Raw genomic sequence first — 17,616 nt, forward strand, 5'->3', positions numbered from 1 at the left:
ATCAGTTACGGCATGTTGGCGCCGATCTTTATAGTGTTTCTATTTTTCAGGCAGTTAAATATAAAAGAAGAGAGGCATTCACCCGGAGTGGCTGGCCATCTGTTCCGGTCAGCCAGCAAAGCTGGCCTGATCCCTAGAACACGCCATCAGCACGGCTCGTTCGGAAAAGATGATCGCCCCCTGAGGGATCCCCACAAAAATTAATGGCTTCCCGTCTGGCGTCAGGTCCGGGGCCAGTTTGAGCACGCCGGATCGGCAAAATCCGCCTCCCTGCGGGCCTCGGCACGCGACGTCCTGGCGGGTGACGTCCGGCTTACCTCAATCTGGCCCCCTCCCCGCAAGATAGCGCTCGCTGTGGGTTTTAAAACCGCCACAGCATGACGCTCTCTGTGTATTGGTTTGGGTGTTGACCTGGGTTTTGACGTTGAGGCGGCATTCAGCAGCGCTGACGAGGGCATCCACGCAGTGGAGGTTTAAAACCCAACGCGAGCGATTAGACGCCCTGCCTCTTACAAAATCTTCACTAACCCGATGGTGCGTTCAATCGCCAGCAGGATCAGCACCGCAATCACAATAAAGATCACCGAAATGGCATTCACCGTCGGGTCGAAGGTCTGATCAACATAGTTAAAGATCCTCACCGGAACGGTGATGGTATCCGGTGCGCTGAGAAACAGGCTGACGGACACTTCGCCAAACGACGTGACCCCGGCAAACACCGCACCGGCCAGCATTCCGGGTTTGATCAGCGGCAGCGTCACGTAGCGGAAAGTGTACCAGCGCCCGGCCCCGAGGCTCATGGATACGGCTTCCAGCCTTCTGTCCATTGCCGCCAGACTGACGCTCACCGTACGCACCACATAGGGCAGCGCCACCACGATATGACCTATCACCAGCCCACTGACCAGCCCGGCCATCCCGGCGGCGGTCAGCACATACAGCAGGGCAATCCCCAGCACCACCTGCGGGATCATCAGCGGCGATAAAATAAAGGCCTGCAACGTCTCACGATAACGAAACTCCAGCCGCGCCAGCGCCCAGGCGGCAAAGGTGCCGAGGATCACCGTCAGCGGCGTCACCACCACTAACAGGATAAGGCTGATACTGAGCGACTCCCGCCAGCCCGCATCATCCAGCAATGCGGAGAACCAGCGCAGGGAAACACCCTGCGGCGGAAACTGTGGATACGGTTCCGGGCTGAAGGCCGAGAGCACAATCACGCCGACCGGTAAGGCGAGAAACAGATACACCACAATTCCGGCCAGCGTCACCAGACCCTGGCTCAGGTGCCGCAGTATACGGTCAGTGACCATGATTTTTCTTCTCCCAGCGTTTGAGGAACAGGCCGACAATACCGGCCACCGCCAGCGTCATCACCAGCAGCGTCAGCGACAACGCGGCCGCCAGCGGCAGATTCGCCGTCTGCATCGCCTGCTGATAGATGGCAATCGGCAGCAAGGGTTGCAGCCGCCCGCCAATCAGCAACGGCGTAATGTAACTGCCTGCCGCCAGCGAAAAGACAATGATAAATCCGGTCAGCATCCCGGGCAGCGTCAGCGGTAACACCACCCGACGGAACGTCTGGCCCGGCGTGGCGCCCAGGCTCATCGCGGCCAGGCGCAACGACGGGGCAATTTCATTTAACGAGGTGATCAGCGGCAGCACGGCAAATGGCAGCATGACCTGCACATAGGCAATCACCACCGCATTCATATTCCACAACAGCGCCAGCGGCTGCGGGATCAGCCCGGTAAACAGCAGGAAGCCGTTAATCAGCCCGTTCTGCGCCAGCAGCACAATCCAGGCAAACGTGCGGATCACCACGCTGGTCAGCAGCGGCGAGATTAAAATCACATACAGCAGCGTACGCCAGTGGCGGCCTTTCACGGTCACCAGCAGCCAGGCAGCGGGCCAGGCCAGCAGCACGGTCATCGCCGCCGTCAGCAACGACACCCACAGTGTGGTCCAGAGCGCATACAGATACTGCGACTCGCCAAACACCGTCAGGTATTGCGCCAGGCTGTGGCCGGGCAGCGGATTCAGCAAACTGTCGACCGCGGTCAGGCTCTGATCGAGCAGCAGCAGCAGCGGCACCAGCAGAAACAGCACCAGGAACACCAGGCACGGCGTCAGCATCAGCCAGGGAAAGGCGTTCTGCCTAAGCCGGTTCATTGCGGCGCTCCCGGCGTGGGCAGCACGATCACATCGTCTTCACGCCACGCCAGGTAGAGCTTATCGCCCGGTGCGGGTAACTGACGGAAGTCCTGTTCCGCAGGCTGCACGCGCAGCTCGCCGCCGCCAGGAAGCTGGCACAGCAGGCGCAACGTCGCCCCGGCAAAGCTCGCCTCTTTTACGCTGGCGAAGGTGCCGTTAACCGCCGGTTCACCGCCGCCGGGCAGAATGCGGATGCGTTCGGGTCGCACAATCAGTAATGCGCTGCGGGCATCAAAACGACTGGCTGCCAGCTGTAACGGCTGCCCCGCTGCACTGAAATGTTCGCTGGCCTGATAACGTTCGCTGCCACGGTCGGCCGTCACCTGGAACAGGTTCGCCTGCCCGACAAACTCGGCGACAAAACGGTTTTCCGGCTGGCGGTAAAGTTCCGACGGTGTGCCCACCTGCTGCAACTGCCCCTGACCGAGAATACCGATGCGATCGGAGAGCGTCAGCGCCTCTTCCTGATCGTGGGTGACCAGCACCGTGGTGATGCCCACCCGTTTTTGCAGCGCACGCAGCTCATCCTGCATCTCCTTGCGCAGCCGGGCATCCAGATTGGACAACGGCTCATCCAGTAACAGCACCTGCGGCTCAATCGCCAGCGCACGGGCAATCGCCACGCGCTGCTGCTGGCCGCCGGAGAGCTGATGCGGCATGCGCGTTCCCAGCCCCTCCAGGCGCACCTGCCTGAGGGCCTCCGCGACCCGGCGGCGCTGCTCATCGCGCGCCACATGGCGCACCTTTAGCCCAAAAGCCACGTTATCCGCCACGCTGAGGTGCGGGAACAGCGCATAGTTCTGAAATACCATGCCGATATTGCGTCGATAAGGGGGTAACGCGGTCATATCCTGACCGCCAATCAACACCCGCCCGTTATCGGCCGCCAGAAAACCCGCGATGATATTCAGCAGCGTGGTTTTGCCACAGCCGCTGGGGCCGAGCAGGGAGAAAAACTCCCCCTGCTCTATTGTCATGCTGACGCCATCCAGCGCGCGATGCTGCCCAAACTGCCGCTTCACCGCGTCAATCACCACAGAACTCATTTTGTCGCCCCCAGCGACTGGCTCCAGCGGTTGGTCCAGTCGGCAAGCTGCGGCGTGGCCGTGGCGTAATCAATCCAGATCAGTTTGCTGTAGGCTTCTTCACCCACTTTCACCTGTTTTTTCAGGTTGTCGCTGTACTGCACCTCTTTATTGGTCATGCCGTACAGTGATTTATCGGAGAAGGCTTTCTGCACCTGGGCGCTGGAGAGCGCATTCACCACTTTGTAAGCATTCGCCAGATTCGGTGCGCCTTTCGGGATCACCCAGTTGGCCGCGCCAACCACCGCGCCTTCAGACGGGTACACAAAGTCGATTTTCATCCCCTGCTGTTTCAGGGCAAACACGCGACCATCCCAGAACGGCACAATCCACGCATCCCCGCGCTCCAGCAGCGTCTGGATGGCACCCGGGCTGTCCGGGAAGGCCACCGCGTTACCGCGCAGATCTTTCAATTTGGCAAAGGCTTTATCCACATCAGCCGGGTTGTTCAGCTCACCGCCCAGCGCATGCACCAGCCCGGCAAAGAACTGCAGCCCCGCCGCATAGGTCGGTGACGAAATCGCCACGTGGCCTTTGTATTCCGGCTTCCACAGATCCAGCCAGCTGGTCGGCGGGGTTTTCACCAGGTCGCTGCGGTAGGCGAGGCCTAACTGCCCAAGGCTGAACGCGGCAGCATAGGTTTTGTTCTCGCTGACAAAGCGCGTTTGCACACTCTGATAGAGCTTATCGAGGTTAGGAATCTCTTTGGCCTCCAGCGGTTGCAGCAACCCTGCTGCCGTCGCACGCTGCACGGTATCCGGCTGGAAAACCACAATATCGTAAGGCGAACGACGCCCTTTGGCTGCACGCAGTTTGGTAAACCATTCGGCATCGGCACCCGGCACCACGGTCAGTTTTATGTGGTTATCTTTGGCAAACTGCTCCAGGCCGGAGGCACGAATATTCTTCTCCCAGTCACCGCCATACACCCCCACCACCACCGAATCCGTGGCTTCCGGCGCGGTTGCTGCCGTGGCTGCACCGCTGATAACAAGGCCGATCAAGGCAGAAAGCAGTGCCCCACTGTTTTTAGTTAAACGCATGTTCATCTCCTGGTGATGACGAGGTAAGGGATAAAAACTGCTGTTCCAGTGCGGCAACAGCGTCGGCAAAACACTGACGGGCAGTGTGAATATCGGCCTGCGTTTCAAGCGGGAAGTGCGGCGGTAACTGCGCCAGCGCGGCGGCAAACGCCTGCTGGCGATAACGCTGTCTTTCCGCCGGCGTCAGCGCATAAAGTTGTTGGTTGAGGCGTGATAACAGCGCGGGGGAAAACACGGCCAGCCAGTTATCCCGCGCCGGGCCGGAGGACGAGCCCGGTGTTCTGGCCTGCTGACGCAGAGTGGTTGTCGCCTGCTGATCCACCTCGCCGTTGACGATGACCACGCCATACTGGTCGGCGGCGGACAGAATACCGATCAACTGGTTATCGACATCACGCTTCACCGCTGCCGGGTCACGCAGGAAGGGATCGCCCCAGCCGCCGCCGCCCGGGGTTTGCAGCAGCACTTCATCCCCGGCTTTGACGCTGAGCAGGTCAATTTTGCCCAGCACGGTGCCGCCCGCATCGCCCGGGTTGAGCGTCATACGCGTGGGTTGCCCCGGCAGACCGCCGTTAACGCCCCAGGGCTGGAACACCATCCGCTCCATGCCGCGCGCCAGCAGCGTGGTGTCATCGTGCAAAATGCGAATACGGATTTGCTGGCCCATACCACCGCGCCACTGCCCGGCTCCGGCAGACTCTGCGCGCAGGGCATACTGCACGATTTCGATTGAGGTTTCGGCTTCGACCATCTCCACCGGGTTGTTCGCCAGGTTAGAGATGCTGTTGTCACGCCCGTCGATGCCGTCACGGCCAAAACGGCCGCCACCGCCGCCGACCATCGGTTCAATCACCTGTACATTCTGCTCTTTGCCGTGGCGGGCCGTTTCTGCCACTACCAGCGGAATAATGGTGCCGCCGCTGGCCGCTGGCATCACTTCAGGCAGCGCCTGCCCCAGCAAACCGTTCAGTAAGTCGTTGACGCGCACGGCCGTGGCATGGCGCACGCCAACGGCGGCCGGGAATTGAGGATTGACCAGCGAACCAACCGGGGCAAACAGGGTAACAGGTTGCAGCAGACCGGCATTCAGTGGCACGGTTTTATCCAGCGTGCAGACCAGCGCCAGAATGCGCAGCGTCAGCCAGGCATGGGGATCGCCGTGGCTCGGGATATTCAGCGCCACAGCCACCTGAGCATCGCTGCCGCTGAAATCCAGATGCACATTGCCATCGTCAAAGGTGGCTTTCAGCGCCAGCCGCACCGGCAGGCCGCTGCCAGCCGCATCATCCAGATAGTCTTCAAATTCGTAGCTGCCCTGCGGGATACGGCGCAGCACCTGACGCGCACGGGCCGCCGCATACTGTTGCAGATCCTGCTGCGCCTGAATCACCTGCGGTGCAGCGTGCTGAGCAACGATTTTTTGCAGGCGCTGGCGCCCGGCCCCCAGTGCGGCGAGCATCGCCTGAATATCCCCGGCGTTGGCATCCGGCGTGCGGCTGTTGGCGGCGAGAATAGTGACCACGTCCTGATTCAGCACCCCCGCCCTGACCAGTTTGACCGGCGGGATTTGCAGCCCTTCCTGGAAGATATCGCTGTTGGTCGGTGAGATGCTGCTGGGCACACGGCCACCGACATCGGATGCATGGAGGAAGGCCCAGCCCCAGGCGACGATCTCCCCGTCAATAAACCAGGGTTCCAGCACCTGTAAATCCGGCAGGTGCGTTGCCAGACCGCGCGAACGCCAGGGATCGTTAGTGAGGATCACATCCCCCGGCTGCACCTCGCCCACCGCCTGCATCGTGGTCAGCAGATTCACCCCCACAAACCCGCACACGCCGATGCCGCGCGGATAGGCGAAGAACTTGCCGTGCCGATCGGCCACCGCGCAGCAGAAATCCGCCGTCTCTTTCACATACAGCGTGCGCCCGGTACGTTGCAGGATGTGGCACATCTCTTCCGTCAGCGCCGTCAGTTTATGGTTGAGGATCTCAAGTGTAATCGCGTCGAGCTTCACAGGGGGCCTCCCGTTTCACGGGTGATCAACAGGTTGCCTGCCGGGTCGAGCTGTGCCGTCCAGCCGGGGAGAATCAGCGTGGTGGTATCATCCTGTTCCACAATCGCCGGGCCTGTCAGGCGATCGTCAAACTGGATCTGCGCACGCTGCCAGATATCCGCCGGCTGCCAGCGCTGGTTAAGATACAGCGGCCGCCGGGGGCGATGGGCTTCCGGCGCGTGTGGCACAAAGGCTTTCTCTGTCGGGCGCGGCAGCGGTGCCGTCAGCGACAGCCGCAGGGTGGTTAATTCGATATCGGTGCGGGCACCGGTAAAGCCGTAGCGCTGCTGGTGCAGCTGCTGGAAACTCTCCTGCAATCCGTCCAGGGTGAGCGTGTCCACGCTGGAAAGGCTGACGCTCAGCTCATAGGCCTGGCCGCTGTAACGCATATCGGCTTCTACCGTATAACGCGGCGCTGCGCGGCTCAGGGCAGCGGCCTGCTCACCGAACCACTGCTGCGCCAGCAGATGAAGTTCGTCAAGGGTCGTGGTCAGCGTAATGAAGGTGCTGGCATTGACGCGCACGCGCAGGCTGCGGACAAAGTCACGGCGAATATCGGCGGTGATCGCCCCCTGTGCGCAGAAGGTGCCAGGACGTAACGGCACCACAATGCGTTCGAGGCCCGCCTCACTGGCAAACAGGTTGGCGTGCGTCGGTCCGGCACCGCCGAACGGGATCAGCGTCAGGGCATCGGCCGAGACGCCGCGCTGCGCCACGGCTTTATTCAGCGCCGTCGCCATCTGCGTGGTCGCCACCGCCAGCGCCCCGCTGGCAACCTGCTCTGCCGCATCCTCGCCGCGGATACCGAGCTGCGCCGCCAGCCCGGCCAGTGCCGTTCGCGCTGCCGCAAGGTCGAGGGGAATGGTGCCACCCAGCCGGGCATCAGCCGGCAGGATGCCGCTGACCAGATAGCAGTCGGTGATGGTCGGGGCCACGCCGCCACGGCGATAGGCCACCGGGCCGGGATCGGCCCCTGCGCTTTCCGGCCCCACTTTTAAGATGCCGTATTCATCGACATGGATAATCGACCCGCCTCCGGCGCCGATGGCAGAGACGCCGACCACCGGTAAAATCAGCGGCAGGCCGCCAACATCGGTGCGGTTGACGCGTTCAACATCGCCCTCCGCAGAAAGGGAAATATCGCTGCTGGTGCCGCCCATATCGAAGGAGACATAGCCACCGCTGTGCGTGGTGGCGGCAAGATGTGCCGCCGCCATCACGCCCGATGCCGGGCCGGATAACAGCGTATCGACCGGGCGCTGGCGGGCCGACGCCAGCGGCAATACGCCGCCGTTAGAGGCGGTGATCAGGAGCGGTGCGGTCACCGACTGCGGCTCCAGCAGCCCAGTGAGGCGGCTGAAATAGCGCTGCATCAGCGGCTGAATATAGGCATTCAGCCCGGCCACCAGCGTGCGTTCATATTCCCGGATTTCCGGCCACAGTTCGGCGGATGAGAGCACGGGGATATCATCAAGCTCAGCCTGCAGCCGCTGCGCCAGCTCGCCCTCCTGCTGCGGATTGGCGTAACCATTCAGGGTGACCAGCGCCACGGCGCTGACGTCGAGCCGGGTAATGGCCTGCGCCAGCGTGCTCAAGGCGTGCTCGTCCGGCCACTGCATCACCTCACCTGTCGGACTGAAGCGCGCGCCGATCTCCAGCACCCGCTCACGCGGTAGAAACGGCGGCTCACGGTCGGCATGAAAATCAAAGGAGGACGGCATACGTGCGCGGCCAATTTCCAGCACATCACGAAATCCCTGGGTGATCACCAGGGCAATTTTCGCACCACGACGCTGAATAATGGCGTTCAGGCCCAGCGTGGTGCCGTGCAGCAACAGGGAGAGTGCGCTGGCAGGCTGGCCCGTTTTCTTCAGCGCCGCCCGTAAGCCATCGCTAAAGGCCAGCGCCGGATCGGCCGGGGTACTGGGTTGTTTATGAAAGAAATAGTGCTGATGCTGCGGGTCAAATATCACAAAATCAGTAAAGGTGCCCCCGACATCCACTCCCACTGTCAGCCCGGCATCGGGAATGTTGTTCACCTTTTTCTCCTGATTCACGCGTAAGTCGCGAAATTGATTAATGAAATATTTTGTTAATTTTCCCTGGATACTCCCGTATTACGAATAACAAATAGGACTAACCTTTGCCGGAAAAAGCATGAAGGTGTGTAACAGCCTTAATAGATGGTTTTCGTTTAGGCGGTGGAGTACCCACCATGATCTTTTGCAGAGTTCGACCTCTGAGGGATCCCCAGGCATTTTTTATCGCTGATAGTTTGGCTTCCGGTCTGAGGCCAGTTTGAGCACGCCGGATCAGCAACTGCCGCATCCATGCGGGCCTCGGCACGCGGCGTCCCTGCCGCGTGACGTCCGGCTTACCTCAAACTGGCCCCATCCCCGCAAGAGAGCGCTCGCTTTGGGTATTACCCCCCCCACCATGTGACAGCCTCTGCGGATTGACTGAAATCAGAATTTTGGGTTTTGGGATGGGTTTGGTTTTGACCTGGATTTTGACGTTGAGGCGGCATTCAGCAGCGCTGAGGAAGCACAGTGAACCAGGACGAACCGCCAGGACGGCGGTGAGAGGGAGAGCCGGCACAAGGATGTGCCGTCACGACCAGTCCGTCGGTGAACGACGCTTGCGAGGGCATCCACGCAGTGGACGCAGCGCCAGCCGCAAGCCCGGGTCCCCAGGGTGGGGGCGACTGCCCACCCTGGGTCGCTCAGCCCGCGCAGCGGGAAAGCGAAACGCCCTTGACGTTGACCTGGCCCTGGAACATCGTGCACACCTTCCCCACAGGTGGACCGGAATAAAAGGTCGCCCCTTCGGCTCGCCGCCAGGCTCCCCCCTTTAATTGTCAAAGAGTGTAATCCCACACAAAAAACATTCACACGGAGATATAGCCTGTGCTATACCTTATAGCAACTGCTAATTACGTCGTATTTTTAAGCGCTTTCTGGGAGATTTCTATGCGTTTTCAGTTCCGGTTAAAAAGGTGGATCTGCGCCACTCTGCTCGCCACCTTGCCGCTGGCACCCGCGCTGGCACAGGAAAAATTCAAGGTCATCACCACCTTCACGGTGATTGCCGATATGGCCAAAAACGTGGCGGGTGACGCCGCGGACGTAGCCTCCATCACCAAAGCCGGGGCAGAAATCCACGAATATCACCCCACGCCGGGGGATATCAAACGCGCCCAGGGCGCACAGCTGATCCTCGCCAATGGTCTGAACCTGGAGCTGTGGTTCCAGCGCTTTTATCAGCATCTTTCCGGCGTGCCGGAAGTGGTGGTGTCTGACGGCATTGTGCCCATGGGCATTAGCGAGGGGCCTTACAGCGGCAAACCCAATCCTCATGCCTGGATGTCACCCAAAAATGCCCTGATCTACGTCGATAACATCCGCGATGCGCTGGTGAAACACGATCCGGCCAATGCCGACATCTATCGTAAAAATGCCGCCGCTTACAAAGAAAAAATCAGCGCCACGGTGGCCCCGGTGCAGCAGGCTCTGGCGAGTATCCCGGCCGATAAGCGCTGGCTGGTGACCAGTGAAGGCGCCTTCTCCTATCTGACGCGTGATTTCGGGCTGAAAGAGCTGTACCTGTGGCCGATCAACGCCGACCAGCAGGGTACCCCGCAGCAGGTGCGTAAAGTGATCGATAAAGTGAAGCAGGAGAAGATCCCGGCGGTGTTCAGCGAAAGCACGGTTTCCGATAAAGCCGCCCGCCAGGTGGCGCGTGAAACCGGCAGTCATTACGGCGGCGTGCTGTACGTTGACTCCCTCAGCGCCGCCGATGGGCCGGTGCCGACCTATCTCGATTTACTGCGCGTCACCAGCGACACCATCGTTAAAGGCATTCAGCAGGGGCTGGCAAAATGAACACTACCCAGGCGGCACCCGACGGCATTCGGGTTAACGATCTGACAGTCACCTATCGTAACGGGCATACCGCCCTGCGCGATGCCACCTTACAGGTACCCGGCAGCAGCATCGCCGCCCTGGTCGGGATTAACGGTTCGGGTAAGTCCACGCTGTTTAAAGCCATTATGGGCTTTGTGCCGCTCTCGCGTGGATCGATTACCCTGCTGGGCCAGCCCGCACACAAGGCACTGAAGCAGAATATGGTGTCTTATGTGCCGCAGTCTGAAGAGGTTGACTGGTCCTTCCCGGTACTGGTGGAAGATGTGGTGATGATGGGCCGCTACGGCCATATGGGGATGCTGCGCATTGCGCGTGCGGAAGATAAACGCCTGGTGACAGAAGCCCTGGAGCGCGTCGGCATGGCGGAGTTTCGTCAGCGTCAGATTGGTGAGCTTTCCGGCGGGCAGAAGAAACGCGTATTCCTGGCGCGTGCCATCGCCCAGCGCGGCCAGGTGATCCTGCTGGATGAACCCTTTACCGGCGTCGACGTCAACACCGAACGCCAGATCATCAGCCTGCTGCATGAGCTGCGCGAGGAAGGCCGCACCCTGCTGGTCTCGACCCATAATCTGGCCTCGGTCAGTGAATACTGCGACCACACGGTGATTGTGAAAGGCACCGTGCTGGCCTGCGGCCCGACGGCCACCACCTTTACCCGCGCCAATCTGGAAAACGCCTTTAGCGGCGCACTGCGCGACGTAGTGTTCGGCGACGGCGATGCGCGTCCTGCGCTTTCCATGGTGCAGGGGGATCGCTAATGGCGTGGCTGGCGGAACCGTTCCACTATCAATATATGCTGAATGCCATGTGGGTATCGGCGCTGGTGGGCGGCGTGTGTGCGTTTCTCTCCTGCTATCTGATGCTCAAGGGCTGGTCCCTGATTGGTGATGCGCTGTCACACTCTATCGTGCCGGGCGTGGCCGGGGCGTATATGCTCGGGCTGCCTTTTGCCCTGGGCGCGTTTCTCTCCGGCGGGCTGGCGGCGGGCAGTATGCTGTTTTTAAATCAGCGCACCCGGCTGAAAGAGGACGCGATTATCGGGCTGATCTTCTCCTCCTTCTTTGGCCTTGGGCTGTTTATGGTGTCGCTCAACCCCACGTCGGTGAACATTCAAACCATCGTGCTGGGCAACATCCTGGCGATTGCCCCGGAAGATATCATTCAGCTGGCGCTGATTGGCTTTATCTCGCTGCTGATCCTGCTGATCAAATGGAAGGATCTGATGGTGACCTTCTTTGACGAGAACCATGCGCGCTCCGTCGGGCTCAACCCCACGCGGCTGAAACTGCTGTTTTTCACCCTGCTGGCCGCCTGTACCATTGCCGCGTTGCAGACCGTAGGGGCATTCCTGGTGATCTGCCTGGTGGTCACGCCGGGTGCTACCGCCTATCTGCTCACCGACCGGTTCCCGCGCCTGCTGATGATTGCCGTCGCTATCGGCAGCACTACCAGCTTCTTCGGTGCGTGGATCAGCTACTACCTGGATGGCGCCACGGGCGGCATTATTGTCGTGGCACAGACGCTGGTGTTTCTCACCGCCTTTGTGTTTGCCCCTAAACACGGACTGCTGGCCCGCCGCCGTCGCGCAGCCGCCCCGCAGCAGGAGGCATGATGAACCTGACAGAACTGCTGTTAAGCCCGTTTGAATTTGATTTTATGAACACGGCGCTGACCATCTCGGTGATTGTCGCCATCCCCTGCGCCCTGCTCTCCAGCTTTATGGTGATCAAGGGCTGGTCGCTGATGGGCGATGCCATGAGCCATGCGGTATTCCCCGGCGTGGTGATCGCCTGGATTGTCGGCATTCCGCTCGCCATCGGGGCCTTTTGCGCCGGACTGTTCTGCGCGCTGGCCACCGGTTACCTGAAAGAGAACAGCCGCATCAAGCAGGATACGGTGATGGGGATTGTCTTCTCCGGGATGTTTGCCGCAGGGTTGATCCTCTACATCTCGATTCAGTCCGAGGTGCATCTCGACCATATTCTGTTTGGCGATATGCTGGGGATCTCCACCAGCGATCTGCTGCAAAGCGGCGGCATTGCCTGCGTGATTGCGGTGATTATCGGGGTGAAATGGCGCGACCTGGTGCTGCATGCGTTTGACCCGCATCAGGCGAAAGCCAGCGGGCTGAACACCACCCTACTGCACTACGGCCTGCTGAGTATGATTGCCCTGACGATTGTGGCGACGTTAAAAGCAGTGGGGATTGTGCTGTCGATTGCCCTGCTGATTGCACCGGGTGCGATTGCCATTCTGCTGATGCGTCGCTTCTCCAGCGTGATGATCTGCGCGGTGCTGTTGTCGGTGGTGGTGTGCTTTAGTGGAACCTATCTTTCTTTCTTCCTCGACAGCGCCCCCGGCCCGACCATTGTCGTGCTGTTCGCCCTGCTGTTTATCGCGGCCTTTATCTGGTCGGTGCGCCGCGAGCGCCGGGTGGTGCTCTCCTGACAGGTAATAAAAACGGCGTCTGCACAGGACGCCGTTTCTGTCGGTCTAGCTGATATCCTGGCCGTTGGTGGCGATCACTTTCTGATACCAGTGGAAGGATTTCTTCTTGTAGCGGTTGCCGGTACCGCTGATCTTGTCGTCCAGATCAACATAGATAAAGCCGTAACGCTTGCTCATCTCCCCCGTCGACATGCTCACCAGATCGATGCACCCCCACGGGGTGTAACCCATCAGCTCAACGCCATCGTCAATCGCTTCCGCCATCGCATCAATGTGCTTACGCAGGTAGTTAATGCGGTAGTCATCGGCGATGTTGAAGCTTTCATCGGGCTCATCCACCGCGCCCAGACCGTTTTCAACAATAAACAGCGGCTTCTCATAGCGGTCATACAGCTGGTTCAACGCAATGCGCAGGCCAACCGGATCAATCTCCCAGCCCCAGGCACTGGCTTCGAGGAACGGGTTACGCGCCCCGCCCAGCAGGTTGCCGCTGGCTGCTGCCGCATCCGGGTCGGTGGCATAAGTGGTGGAGGACATGTAGTAGCTGAAACCGATGTAGTCCACGGTGTGCTGCTTAATCAGTTCCAGATCGCCCGGCTGGATATCCAGCGTCACGCCCAGCGACTGCCACAGTTTTTTGGCGTAGTACGGATATTTCCCGCCCGCCTGCACATCAGCACAGTAGAAGTTAAACGCCTGGGTTTCTTTCAGCGAGGCCAGCTGGTTGAGCGGGTTACAGTCGTACGCGTAGTTGGTGGCAAACAGGATCATGCAGCCCATCTGGATCTGCGCGTTGGTTTCGTGGGCAATTTTCACCGCCAGACTGCTGGCGACAAACTGGTTATGCCAGCCCTGGAATTTCGCCTGCGCTTCCAGCGCGCCGGTTTTCACCGTCAGCCCCTGGCTCATCATCGGGAAGTGCGCGGCACTGTTGATCTCGTTAAAGGTCATCCAGTACTTCACTTTGTCGCCGAATCGCTCCAGCACCGTGCGGGCAAAGCGCTCAAAGTGGCCGATCACCTCACGGTTTTTCCAGCCACCGAACACGGTCGCCAGGTGCAGCGGCATTTCGTAGTGGGAAATGGTGATCACTGGTTCAATGCCGTGCGCAATACAGGCATCAATCACCTGGTCGTAATGGCTGAGGCCCGCCTCATTCGGCTGCTGTTCAATGCCGTTCGGGTAGATGCGCGTCCAGGCAATCGAGAAGCGATAGCATTTGAAACCCATCTCAGCAAACAGCGCGATATCTTCGCGGAAGCGATGATAGTGGTCGATGCCTTTGTGGTTGGGATAGGTGTAGCGGGTTTCATCCAGCGTAAAGTCGAACTCTGGTGCGGCCACAATGCTCAGGCGCTGTTTGCCGCCCGGGATGGCATCGACAATCGACAGGCCTTTGCCGTCGACGTCGTATGCTCCTTCAACCTGATTAGCAGCCGTTGCGCCGCCCCACATAAAGCCCTGCGGAAACCTGTCTTTCATGCCACTTTTCCTTAAATGATACGGAGAGTTAGCGGCGCCGCAGCGCGAACGCACTGCCCTGACCCGACGTCAGCACCGCCTGAACGGCAGAAATAGTAGAGCAAAATCGGTGGAGAGAACAGCACCATGAAACCGATTGCAGAAATGAACCATGCGATAAAACTTACCCTCTCCCGCCCACTGCGCTTTGGCACGAATAACTTTCGCAGCATGCCCTGTGGCTGAGGTTACTGACGATAAAACACGATAAATGTTGAGTAAATCATCAGGTTGCTGCAAACATCAGCAGTTGGTTGCCCATCGTAACTTTTGCCGTTGACACCCAGGGTCGGGATCATTAATATGCGCCTCGTTCACACGATTCCTCTGTAGTTCAGTCGGTAGAACGGCGGACTGTTAATCCGTATGTCACTGGTTCGAGTCCAGTCAGAGGAGCCAAATTTAGAGAAGCCCGCTCAGGGAAACCTGAGCGGGCTTTTTTTTTTTTGGGCGTATCAATCGTGGCGGGATCAGATGTCATTCCTCAATAGCGTTGCGCTTAGGATGCTGCACTGGTGACGTTGAAAATATAGCGTTTGTCGTTATTCAGGGTTTTCAGCCAGCAGGCGATTTAGTTTTTGTGCTGGACCTCTCTGGTAATCCTCAGATCGCCATCAGGAACGCGCTTCGCAGCTCGGCGATCAACGCCTCAAACGCGTCCCCCTCACTGCCGAGCATCCCTTTGATTTCAGGATTCTGGCGGTTTTGCCCCGCTACTGATAATCCACTCATGCAGGCTGGTGGCGTAGAAGTTGGTGGCATCAGCAATAAACATCGTTGCGGTAATTGGGTTAGCAATGCCCGCCTCTCGTTCTAAGCCAATCACACTAATGTCAGACAAGGTCCGCTGTCTGCTATGAGCGAACAGCGGAAGTTAACATATCTTTTAAAGTAGCTAAAACTTCTTCAATAACTTCAAATGGATCACATTCCAGAGCCAAACTCGCCCGAATGGTATCAAACGAGACTTGTTGCGCGGCGGCCAGAGTTGGATATTTTTTAGCTCTTTTGTGATTAAACGCGGAGCTTCCACACCGATAGCGGTACCATCTTCAACGGTCCCAGTCAATCCAACAAGTTTCCCACCATAACTTCGAGTATTATCAATAGTTAGATTATTATGAAGAGATTAAGGTCACATGCTTTTTTCTAGTTCTACAAGTAAATTTTTCTAGAAACCGAACCGGATGAAAGTTTAAAGCACTTTTTCAAAACTTTTAACGAAAGGACAAATCTATGGCAGACTCAATGAATCAGGGAAGAAAAAGTAAAAACCCGTTTGACGATAATACTACTATTGATGATTTACACAGCATCCCCCTCGCATCATTGTTAGACGATTATGAAGAACTGTGTGATTTAGATATGTGGCTTGAGCTTAGTAAATTAGCATCTACAGCTTTAAACCGCGGTGAGAATTCTGCTCACAGAGCATATAAATTATTAGCGACACTATGTTCAATGCGAATGTCATCTGACGATCCTGCTGATACTTGGCATCCAAGGTGGCAAGACGCGGAAAATAAAATGTTCACCCCTCAGAATATAAAAAATGATTACAACTCACTTCTTTCAGATATTATTAATGTTATTAATAATTTAGCATTAAAAGGCCGAATTGCAGATATCGTATGGTCAAATGACCGTAAGGAATACAAGTGTGGAATTGAAGCGGTTAAGGCATACTCTAGTATAGTTCTTGAACATATAAGCAAAAAATGCGAAACCGATAATTTCACAAGGTTATTTTAACTAATAAATTTATTACAGAGAGCCTTATACATAAATGGGATGATGGGTAAGCGCGACCGTATTCCAAGTTATCTGGCAGAGACTTTTGAGAAATTTTATAACTTCACTTATGAAAAATGTATATATGTAGCATTTTCTAGAATTGGAGAGTTAGCCATAGGTTATAAAATAAGAACATGGCAAGAAGTAGCTGATAATTCAGAAAACCTTGTTAACAGGGGAAGTAAAAATGATTACCCAGAAGCGCGAAAAAAAGTGTGGGCACTTGCAGCACAATGCCATTTAAAAAATAAAAATACTGAAGGTCGCAGACGCTGTTTAGAAGAATATTCCAATGAAACCCTAGGAATGTGTGAACAAGTTTCAAGCTATGCTGCAAAAGCTTCTTGGGTACGACAGGCTATAACAGAACTTCAAATAGCGGGAGGGTTTCAGGATAAAATTGATATTCTTCGAGTTAAATTAAGGGATTTACAACTTGCCAGTCTTTCTGAGATGTTTTCATATGACATGCCTTGTGATCTATCAGAAGAATGCAATGAAACAATTAATCAGTTTACAAACATAGGCCTACCGGAAATACTGTATTGCTTTGCAACATTATCTAAATCACCATCTATTGAAAGTATAAAAGAACAAATTTCAAACAACAATAGCAGTGGGCTATCCGTTTTATTCCCCACTTCAATATATATTGACCAAGAAGGCAAGCCTATAGCTAAAACATCCAACGACTCTTCAGAGCAAGAGCTTAACAATGAGTGGTTGAAATCTAACTCTATTATATATATGAGTAATCTTAGGTTTTTTATCGCTGAATCAATGATTAAGCCAGCCCGACATGCTACGATGCTACAATACGCCGTAGAATTAAGACACTTCGACTCTATTGTGAGTTTAAGTAGTTTTGTTCCTTTTGGCCATGAACATCTCTTCAGTTTAGGATTTGCTCGTTTATGGCAAGGTGATTTTGCATCAGCCGCGTACATATTAATCCCTCAACTCGAGAATACTTTGCGCCATGTTTTATTCTGTAGCGGAAGAGATTCATTCAAATTTTCGGAGGGCGGACTTCAGGAGGACCGTTCATTGTCAGGCCTATTGGAAAATAAACGTAGTGATTTAGTCAAAATATTTGGAGAGGATATGGTACATGAGATCGATATGCTTTTCCATTATAAAGCAGGCCCTTCACTAAGGCACAAAGTTGCACATGGTAAATTGTCGGCCGGAGACTGTTACCAGCCAGATTCTATCTACGCTTGTTGGTTCATTTATAGACTCATTTGTTTACCCATTCTTCATTGTTGGAAAGACCAAGTAATACCGAAAATTGAGATGACGCTTTAGCTTTATCTAATATTTCGATTTATTGTGAATACGGAAATTAAAAATATTTCTTATGCGCCTGAATGAAGCAACTGTAACTTAGGGCGCGTACACTCAAGAATCCCCGCTGGCGGTGATGGCGAGCGACAACTTTTGACACCCCACTCTCATCACCAACTCACAGCCTTGTTCCAGGATGATTCACACATTATGATGTCAGCAATGTCCGCTTCTGGCACAAAACCGTC

The 17,616-nt window shown here is 56.5% G+C and carries 13 protein-coding genes, 1 tRNA gene and 1 pseudogene; 7 read left to right on the forward strand and 8 right to left on the reverse strand.

All coding sequences use genetic code 11. The annotated features are described in order from the left end of the window. Window positions 1-509 precede the first annotated feature (509 nt). The 6 genes from WH279_RS18415 to WH279_RS18440 are packed head-to-tail and all read right to left on the reverse strand — an operon-like array spanning window position 510 to window position 8,434. Entirely contained in the window at window positions 510-1,313 is an 804-nt protein-coding gene (locus WH279_RS18415) for an ABC transporter permease (RefSeq protein WP_339457956.1), read from the reverse strand. Continuing rightward, window positions 1,303-2,172, reverse strand: a complete 870-nt coding sequence (locus WH279_RS18420; protein ID WP_133841684.1) for an ABC transporter permease — start codon at window positions 2,170-2,172, stop codon at window positions 1,303-1,305. The genes WH279_RS18415 and WH279_RS18420 overlap by 11 nt, the downstream gene beginning before the upstream one ends. After that, the gene (locus WH279_RS18425) at window positions 2,169-3,260 is read right to left on the reverse strand and encodes an ABC transporter ATP-binding protein (RefSeq protein ID WP_339457957.1); all 1,092 of its coding nucleotides are present in this window, start codon (window positions 3,258-3,260) and stop codon (window positions 2,169-2,171) included. Before WH279_RS18425 ends, WH279_RS18420 begins: the two co-directional genes overlap by 4 nt. Then, the gene (locus WH279_RS18430; protein WP_339457958.1) at window positions 3,257-4,342 is read right to left on the reverse strand and encodes an ABC transporter substrate-binding protein; all 1,086 of its coding nucleotides are present in this window, start codon (window positions 4,340-4,342) and stop codon (window positions 3,257-3,259) included. Before WH279_RS18430 ends, WH279_RS18425 begins: the two co-directional genes overlap by 4 nt. Continuing rightward, the gene (locus WH279_RS18435) at window positions 4,329-6,356 is read right to left on the reverse strand and encodes a hydantoinase B/oxoprolinase family protein (protein WP_339457959.1); all 2,028 of its coding nucleotides are present in this window, start codon (window positions 6,354-6,356) and stop codon (window positions 4,329-4,331) included. The genes WH279_RS18430 and WH279_RS18435 overlap by 14 nt, the downstream gene beginning before the upstream one ends. Next, entirely contained in the window at window positions 6,353-8,434 is a 2,082-nt protein-coding gene (locus WH279_RS18440) for a hydantoinase/oxoprolinase family protein (RefSeq protein ID WP_339457960.1), read from the reverse strand. Before WH279_RS18440 ends, WH279_RS18435 begins: the two co-directional genes overlap by 4 nt. 930 nt (window positions 8,435-9,364) lie before the next feature. Between WH279_RS18440 and WH279_RS18445 the strand changes: the two genes are divergently transcribed. The 4 genes from WH279_RS18445 to WH279_RS18460 are packed head-to-tail and all read left to right on the forward strand — an operon-like array spanning window position 9,365 to window position 12,766. Continuing rightward, window positions 9,365-10,276, forward strand: a complete 912-nt coding sequence (locus tag WH279_RS18445; RefSeq protein WP_339457961.1) for a metal ABC transporter substrate-binding protein — start codon at window positions 9,365-9,367, stop codon at window positions 10,274-10,276. Next, window positions 10,273-11,076: a manganese/iron ABC transporter ATP-binding protein gene (locus WH279_RS18450; protein WP_212812947.1), complete on the forward strand. Its 804-nt coding sequence runs from the start codon at window positions 10,273-10,275 to the stop codon at window positions 11,074-11,076. Before WH279_RS18445 ends, WH279_RS18450 begins: the two co-directional genes overlap by 4 nt. Further along, a complete protein-coding gene (gene sitC / locus WH279_RS18455) occupies window positions 11,076-11,930 on the forward strand; it encodes an iron/manganese ABC transporter permease subunit SitC (protein WP_133841677.1) in 855 nt (284 codons plus the stop codon). Before WH279_RS18450 ends, sitC begins: the two co-directional genes overlap by 1 nt. Beyond that, window positions 11,930-12,766, forward strand: coding sequence for a metal ABC transporter permease (locus WH279_RS18460; protein WP_167863850.1), 837 nt, complete (start codon window positions 11,930-11,932; stop codon window positions 12,764-12,766). Before sitC ends, WH279_RS18460 begins: the two co-directional genes overlap by 1 nt. A 45-nt stretch (window positions 12,767-12,811) precedes the next feature. Here WH279_RS18460 and WH279_RS18465 read toward each other — a convergent pair whose 3' ends face one another. Then, a complete protein-coding gene (locus tag WH279_RS18465; RefSeq protein ID WP_200643307.1) occupies window positions 12,812-14,248 on the reverse strand; it encodes a glycoside hydrolase family 1 protein in 1,437 nt (478 codons plus the stop codon). Between the two features lie 362 nt (window positions 14,249-14,610). Between WH279_RS18465 and WH279_RS18470 the strand changes: the two genes are divergently transcribed. Then, window positions 14,611-14,686, forward strand: a tRNA-Asn gene (locus tag WH279_RS18470). A gap of 100 nt (window positions 14,687-14,786) precedes the next feature. Here the strand turns inward: WH279_RS18470 and WH279_RS18475 are convergent. Beyond that, window positions 14,787-15,053, reverse strand: a pseudogene (locus tag WH279_RS18475) (zincin-like metallopeptidase domain-containing protein); the annotation flags it as partial. A 470-nt stretch (window positions 15,054-15,523) separates the two neighbouring features. On the opposite strand from WH279_RS18475, the gene WH279_RS18480 reads away from it, so the two are divergent. Beyond that, on the forward strand, window positions 15,524-16,039 hold the full coding sequence (locus WH279_RS18480) for a DUF7380 domain-containing protein (RefSeq protein ID WP_339457962.1): 516 nt from the start codon (window positions 15,524-15,526) through the stop codon (window positions 16,037-16,039). A gap of 39 nt (window positions 16,040-16,078) precedes the next feature. Beyond that, window positions 16,079-17,389, forward strand: a complete 1,311-nt coding sequence (locus WH279_RS18485) for a hypothetical protein (protein WP_339457963.1) — start codon at window positions 16,079-16,081, stop codon at window positions 17,387-17,389. Window positions 17,390-17,616 lie beyond the last annotated feature (227 nt).

This window comes from Erwinia sp. MYb375, from assembly GCF_037479175.1.
GTDB classification, from domain to species: Bacteria; Pseudomonadota; Gammaproteobacteria; order Enterobacterales; family Enterobacteriaceae; genus Erwinia; species Erwinia rhapontici.

Excerpts from the sequence above, each read along its gene's own strand:
- WH279_RS18415 (WP_339457956.1), bottom strand. The coding sequence starts at position 1,313 with ATGGTCACTGACCGTATACTGCGGCACCTGAGCCAGGGTCTGGTGACG.
- WH279_RS18420 (WP_133841684.1), bottom strand. The coding sequence starts at position 2,172 with ATGAACCGGCTTAGGCAGAACGCCTTTCCCTGGCTGATGCTGACGCCG.
- WH279_RS18425 (WP_339457957.1), bottom strand. The coding sequence starts at position 3,260 with ATGAGTTCTGTGGTGATTGACGCGGTGAAGCGGCAGTTTGGGCAGCAT.
- WH279_RS18430 (WP_339457958.1), bottom strand. The coding sequence starts at position 4,342 with ATGCGTTTAACTAAAAACAGTGGGGCACTGCTTTCTGCCTTGATCGGC.
- WH279_RS18445 (WP_339457961.1), top strand. The coding sequence starts at position 9,365 with ATGCGTTTTCAGTTCCGGTTAAAAAGGTGGATCTGCGCCACTCTGCTC.
- WH279_RS18450 (WP_212812947.1), top strand. The coding sequence starts at position 10,273 with ATGAACACTACCCAGGCGGCACCCGACGGCATTCGGGTTAACGATCTG.
- sitC (WP_133841677.1), top strand. The coding sequence starts at position 11,076 with ATGGCGTGGCTGGCGGAACCGTTCCACTATCAATATATGCTGAATGCC.
- WH279_RS18460 (WP_167863850.1), top strand. The coding sequence starts at position 11,930 with ATGAACCTGACAGAACTGCTGTTAAGCCCGTTTGAATTTGATTTTATG.
- WH279_RS18465 (WP_200643307.1), bottom strand. The coding sequence starts at position 14,248 with ATGAAAGACAGGTTTCCGCAGGGCTTTATGTGGGGCGGCGCAACGGCT.
- WH279_RS18480 (WP_339457962.1), top strand. The coding sequence starts at position 15,524 with ATGGCAGACTCAATGAATCAGGGAAGAAAAAGTAAAAACCCGTTTGAC.
- WH279_RS18485 (WP_339457963.1), top strand. The coding sequence starts at position 16,079 with ATGATGGGTAAGCGCGACCGTATTCCAAGTTATCTGGCAGAGACTTTT.